Raw genomic sequence first — 5068 nt, forward strand, 5'->3', positions numbered from 1 at the left:
CCGGCAATTCTTTTCGTGGCTGTCCGGCACAACTATATTCGATCCGAAGCTATATTTCCTGAACACACTGCCAGCCAAGATGGATCTCAGCGCAACCTGGGCGTGTTGCAAAGATTTTCGGGGGCCGCAATTATCCCGTGAACGGCCTCCTTTTCACACCTTGTTGACTTTTTGAAGTCCGAACAGGCGGGCAAGCAGATCGTTCTGGTCGTTGACCGACCAGCCGCCAGAAAAGCCGAATCCCTTCCGTAACCACAGCATGGCTTCGAAGCCCGCGATTGTTCGTCGGGCCGTGTTGAATGACCGGAACCCGCCGACTTTCGGCATGTTCTTCTTGACCCGGAAATGGTCGCTTTCGATGCCTTGCTGGAGATGCTTGGTGACATAATGCACGGGATCGGGATGGAGCAGCCCCTCTTCGACCGATGTTTTGATCGTGGAAGGAAAGGTATTGGCGCCGTCGGTGCCGATCTTGCCGGGCGAAAGCAAAGGCTCATCCTTCAGCATCTTGCGGAAGAAGCGCTTGGCAGCGTCGAGGTCGCGCTTTGCGGTGAGCAGGAAATCCACCGGATTGCCGTGCTTATCGATGGCCCGATACAGATAGCGCCATTGACCCCGAATTTTTACGTATGTTTCATCGACGCGGATCGAACCACAATGTGGCTTCCGGAACCGGCGCAACCGCTTCTCGATCATCGGGGCATAGGCCAAAACCCAACGATTGATGCTGCTATGATCCACCTCGAAGCCGCGTTCCCTGAACATTTCTTCCAGATTGCGGTAGCTCAGGGGATAGCGCAAATACCAGGAAACCGCCTGAATGATCAGCCACGCTTCAAACTGACGTCCCTTGAAATCGTCCTTCGACTGGCGTTTCAGCTTTTCGGCAATGGTGTTGAGAATCATGATCCGGCGCTCCAACAAATTGGAGCACCGTTTCACCATCCAGATCTCAAATCCGCGTTAACAGAGAAACTTTGCGACACGCCCGCCGGATGCTCCCTAGTCGCGCCACGCTCCGCAAGAAAGCTGACAAAGCGCTTCATCATAAAATTTGCATAGGTCTCTCGGGACTCTATCCACCCCATGGCCAAGACGAGTTCGGCGGCTCGCGCTTGATCCAGATCGTCTGCCGCAATCCCGGCAATATGCATTGCCTTGGCAACATCATTGATACAGCTCAGGTAGAGTTTGACCGTGCTCTCTGCGTGGTCGAGTTCGACCATCTCATCGACAAAGGCCACGAGATGGCTCTCGAATTTCGAGAAGGCACAGGTGTAGAAGTAGCGATACCGGCTAATTGTCATGACATTCTCCTTGTTTCAAACAAGGAAAGACGGCGATCAATTCGAATGTCGCGCAAGGTGTCAGTCTACGGATGATGAGATCGTCGTCGTGCGCTTAACACTGAACGTTGCGGTTGTCGCAGAAGTCCCTATTCTCCGACGCAACAAAATTCAGGCGCAAAACCCGAACAAAAATTGGGATTTTTGCGACAGAGAATCGAGCGCGAGCGTCAATGAAGTTTGAGAAGTCTTTCATACCCTCCGGCCAAGCGGACGCGCGATTAGAAGTCGTCCTAGCCAAACCTCAGTCGGATGGGCCGCATCCGACGGTGGTTTTCAATCATGGCTCTACCGGAAGGGGCGATAATAAGTCCCTCTATTCAAGGACGGTATGCCCGGCCGCCGCAGCAAACTATTTTGTTGAGAAAGGCTGGATGATCCTCTTTCCGCAGCGCCGGGGAAGAGGGAAGTCAGGCGGGGGCTATGGGGAAGGTCTAGCTCCAGACGGTTCCGGCTACTCCTGCAATGTCGAAATTGCGGTTGCGGGTTTCGAGCGGGCCGTCGAGGATGTGGATGCTGTTGTTCGCCATTTGCGGGAACGATCCGATGTGGATCAAGATCGGCTTGTCATCGGGGGTGTCTCGCGCGGCGGCATCCTGTCGGTAGCATATGCCGGTATGCGGCCGAATACGTTTCGCGGCGCTATTAATTTCAACGGTGGCTGGCTCGGCAGAGGTTGCCCCTGCCATGAAATCGTCAACCCATCCCTCTTCGAACGCGGCGCGCCCGCCGAAGCTCCGACGCTTTGGCTACATGGCATTCGTGATCTGTACTATTCGATAGAGCACTGCAGAGCAAATTTCGAAACCTACCTGTCCGCGGGAGGTAAGGGAAACTTCGTTGCCGCCCAGATGGGCCACGCCTTACTATTCAAGCCAGCATTGTGGGAACGGCATCTCGATCAGTACCTTAGCGACATTGACATGCCGCATGACCCCAAAACCTCTGCATTGTAGGCCCGACAATTTCACCGAAAAGGAGACCATTTTTGGAACACGACCTGTCACCAAGAAGATATCCCGAAATGAGCGGCAAGATTGCTCTTGTGACGGGCGGCAGCACTGGAATTGGTCTGGCGACAGCCCAAGCATTTGCTCATGAGGGGGCGACCGTCATCATCGCTAGCCGCAATGAAAAGCGAGCAAACCAGGCTTTGGCAATGCTCTCGGACGATGGCCGTGGAAGATGGATGCAGTGCGATGTGACAGACGGTCGTGATGTCGATAGGCTGGTATCCTCAATACTGAAAGAGCATGGACCGATTGATTACGCCTTTAACAATGCTGGCAGCGGAGGAAAGATGTCTCCGATAGCGAGCATGAGCGAAGATGCATGGGGTAAGACAATCAACGGTTATCTTACGTCCGTTTTTTTGTGCATGCGCTATCAGTTGCCCGCCATGCTCAAAGCCGGGCGCGGTGTCATCGTCAATAATTCATCTGTCGATGGACTGCGAGGTTATCCGCTTCCGGGAGGGGCCGCATATGCCGCAGCCAAGCACGGAGTGTTGGGCTTGACACGGAGCGCGGCACTTGAGCATGCCAAAGATGGCGTTCGTATTACAGCAATTTGCCCTGGCTGGATCGGCACGCCGCCTGTCGAGAATTGGATAAAAAAGAACAAGGAAATTGGCGCTCAGATCATGGCGCAAGAGCCGATTGGTCGGCTTGGAACGTCTGCTGAAGTCGCAGGCGGCGTTCTCTGGCTTTGCTCGGATGCGGCATCCTTCATGCTCGGAAGTCCGCTAGTTCTTGATGGCGGTTACATGGCGTAATGCCGCAAAAATCCTGAGTTTTTGTAGCAAAACCGGCTCCGTTGATCTTTGGGAACAATCACTATCGCAAGAATCTCTCGCAAAGGTCGGCATTTTGCGAGGATTTCTGCGACACGCTCCTTTTCCCCAACCGGCCAAATTGAGCGTAAGCGCGATTTTCGATGCGCCTTGACGGCTTCTTCAGGGGTAATCACGCACGGATGCTAGCGGTACCCAGCTTTATTGGGCATTTGTCTTGGAGTAGTTGAACGGCAAAAGGTCGCCGATTTCGGCCGCTTCTTTGCGCTGCGGCAACTCAGTGAGCACGTGGCGTAGCCAGGCGAGCGGGTCGACGCCACAGGCACGGCAAGTCAGCATGAGACTGTAGATCACGGCGCTGGCCTTGGCTCCGTCGACGGTATCGCTGAACAGCCACGATTTCCTGCCGGTGGCAAAAACTCTGATCTCGCGTTCCAGAATGTTGTTATCGATCGGCATCCTGCCGTCGTTGGTGTAACGCGTCAGGTAATCCCATTGGTTCAGGGTGTAGGACACGGCATCGCCGAGCTTGGTATCCGGCACGATCTTCGGCGCGATGTTGTCGAGCCACGTCTTTAGGGCATTCAGGACAGGCAAGCTATGCTGTTGGCGGAAACGGCGAATGCAGTCGACCTTCGTTTCCCCAGCATCTGGGGTTTTGTCTCTTGCCTGCTTTTCGATCCGGTAGAGCTGCTCGAAGAACCGGAGTGCCTGTTCCGGCGGGCCGCCTCCATTCTTCCTGGTTTTGAGGGCTTCGACGAAGCGCCGCCTGGAATGGGCCATGCATCCCACATGGGTTGCACCATTCAAGGTGCGCCAGGCGGTGTAGCCATCGCTCATCAAGATGCCGCGGTAGTCGCCAAGGAAGGCCTGCGGGTGGATCTGGCCGCGGCCGGGCTGATAATCGAGAAGCACGATCGGCTGGTCACTGTCCTCGCCGCTCCGATAAGCCCACATGTACGATGTGCTGGTCGCTTCCTTGTCCTTTTCCTTCAGGACCTGAACCGTGGTCTCATCACCATGAATGAGAGGCTGCGACTGAAGCTGCAGTTTCAGCGCATCATAGATGCGGTGCAGATGCTTCTCGCTTGAGCCGATCACCCAGTGAGCGAGAGCGCCACGGCTGATCGGAACACCAGCACGCTCGAATGTCTGAGCCACGCGGTAGAGCGGTGTGCCGTCGACGTATTTATGGACGAGCGCGAAGGCTAACGTCGAGGCGGTAGCGATACTGCCCGGCAGGGGCTGCGTCAAAATCGGTGCGATAACGACGGGCGTTGTCGGTTTGCATTTAACCGTGAGATTCCGCCCCAACACTTTCAAAAATTTAGCCCGGCACTTAAGCTGAGAGCGGGAAAAAGCCGGGGGTCACGCTGCCAGGTCGAGCTTTGCATTTTTGAGACGGCCGTCGGCGACGGCGGCTCGAACCTGCAGGACCCGATGANNNNAACGCATCTGTCGCTTCTTATTCATGCGGGCATTRACGAGACTGTTTGCTGCGCTTTCAGCGGGGGAACTGGATATGGGCTTGCCTGACCAATATCGCTGGCAGYWGTTGACAATCGAAGTCTTGTTCTGGACCAGATAGGTGCGAAGATTGGTGATCAGCTCATATAGGCGCCTAAGCTTGTTGCTGGTGTCGCGCAAACCGGNGTTGACAATCGAAGTCTTGTTCTGGACCAGATAGGTGCGAAGATTGGTGATCAGCTCATATAGGCGCCTAAGCTTGTTGCTGGTGTCGCGCAAACCGGGATACTGGTCCAATTGGGCGAGCAGATGCTTTACCGTTCTGGTCGCCTCCCTGACATACCCGCTCCAAAGGAGWTGCCGCATCCTCGGCACATGAACCGCGACGTCGCGAAGGTAGACGTTCAGRTCTTGCCGATGTCTGATGCCCTCCCAGGCCTGTTCGATGTGCCGAAGCCGCATC

Annotated in this window: 5 protein-coding genes and 3 pseudogenes; 3 read left to right on the forward strand and 5 right to left on the reverse strand. The window is 55.3% G+C overall.

Annotation, left to right across the window (positions count from 1 at the left end; translation table 11 throughout):
* Window positions 1–97: pseudogene (locus tag ASC97_RS35845) on the forward strand (FtsX-like permease family protein); the annotation flags it as partial.
* Between the two features lie 56 nt (window positions 98–153).
* Here the strand turns inward: ASC97_RS35845 and ASC97_RS28140 are convergent.
* Both ASC97_RS28140 and ASC97_RS28145 read right to left on the reverse strand, forming a co-directional pair.
* Window positions 154–906 carry an IS6 family transposase gene (locus ASC97_RS28140; protein ID WP_057471639.1) on the reverse strand — a complete coding sequence of 251 codons (753 nt, stop codon included), beginning with the start codon at window positions 904–906 and terminating at the stop codon, window positions 154–156.
* Between the two features lie 32 nt (window positions 907–938).
* Window positions 939–1307 carry a hypothetical protein gene (locus tag ASC97_RS28145; protein ID WP_057471635.1) on the reverse strand — a complete coding sequence of 123 codons (369 nt, stop codon included), beginning with the start codon at window positions 1305–1307 and terminating at the stop codon, window positions 939–941.
* Window positions 1308–1519: 212 nt separating this feature from the next.
* On the opposite strand from ASC97_RS28145, the gene ASC97_RS28150 reads away from it, so the two are divergent.
* Together ASC97_RS28150 and ASC97_RS28155 are read left to right on the forward strand one after the other, a co-directional pair.
* Window positions 1520–2302 carry an alpha/beta hydrolase family protein gene (locus ASC97_RS28150; RefSeq protein ID WP_057471636.1) on the forward strand — a complete coding sequence of 261 codons (783 nt, stop codon included), beginning with the start codon at window positions 1520–1522 and terminating at the stop codon, window positions 2300–2302.
* 32 nt (window positions 2303–2334) lie between these two features.
* Window positions 2335–3120 (forward strand): SDR family NAD(P)-dependent oxidoreductase, encoded by a 786-nt coding sequence (locus ASC97_RS28155; protein ID WP_200959558.1) that lies wholly within the window; start codon window positions 2335–2337, stop codon window positions 3118–3120.
* Between the two features lie 219 nt (window positions 3121–3339).
* Here the strand turns inward: ASC97_RS28155 and tnpC are convergent, their stop codons facing one another.
* The 3 genes and pseudogenes from tnpC to ASC97_RS34365 form a co-directional block, all read right to left on the reverse strand.
* Complete coding sequence (tnpC, locus tag ASC97_RS28160; RefSeq protein WP_274534184.1) at window positions 3340–4461, reverse strand: IS66 family transposase; 1122 nt, start codon at window positions 4459–4461, stop codon at window positions 3340–3342.
* A 125-nt stretch (window positions 4462–4586) separates the two neighbouring features.
* Window positions 4587–4790: pseudogene (locus ASC97_RS34360) on the reverse strand (hypothetical protein); the annotation flags it as partial.
* 1 nt (window position 4791) lies between these two features.
* A pseudogene (locus ASC97_RS34365) lies at window positions 4792–5068 on the reverse strand (hypothetical protein); the annotation flags it as partial.

Origin of the sequence: Rhizobium sp. Root1203, from assembly GCF_001424945.1 — a bacterium.
Taxonomy (GTDB): Bacteria; Pseudomonadota; Alphaproteobacteria; order Rhizobiales; family Rhizobiaceae; genus Rhizobium.

What these genes read in the sequence shown, in the direction of transcription:
- ASC97_RS28140 (WP_057471639.1), bottom strand. Translation starts at nt 906, where the DNA reads ATGATTCTCAACACCATTGCCGAAAAGCTGAAACGCCAGTCGAAGGAC.
- ASC97_RS28150 (WP_057471636.1), top strand. Translation starts at nt 1,520, where the DNA reads ATGAAGTTTGAGAAGTCTTTCATACCCTCCGGCCAAGCGGACGCGCGA.
- ASC97_RS28145 (WP_057471635.1), bottom strand. Translation starts at nt 1,307, where the DNA reads ATGACAATTAGCCGGTATCGCTACTTCTACACCTGTGCCTTCTCGAAA.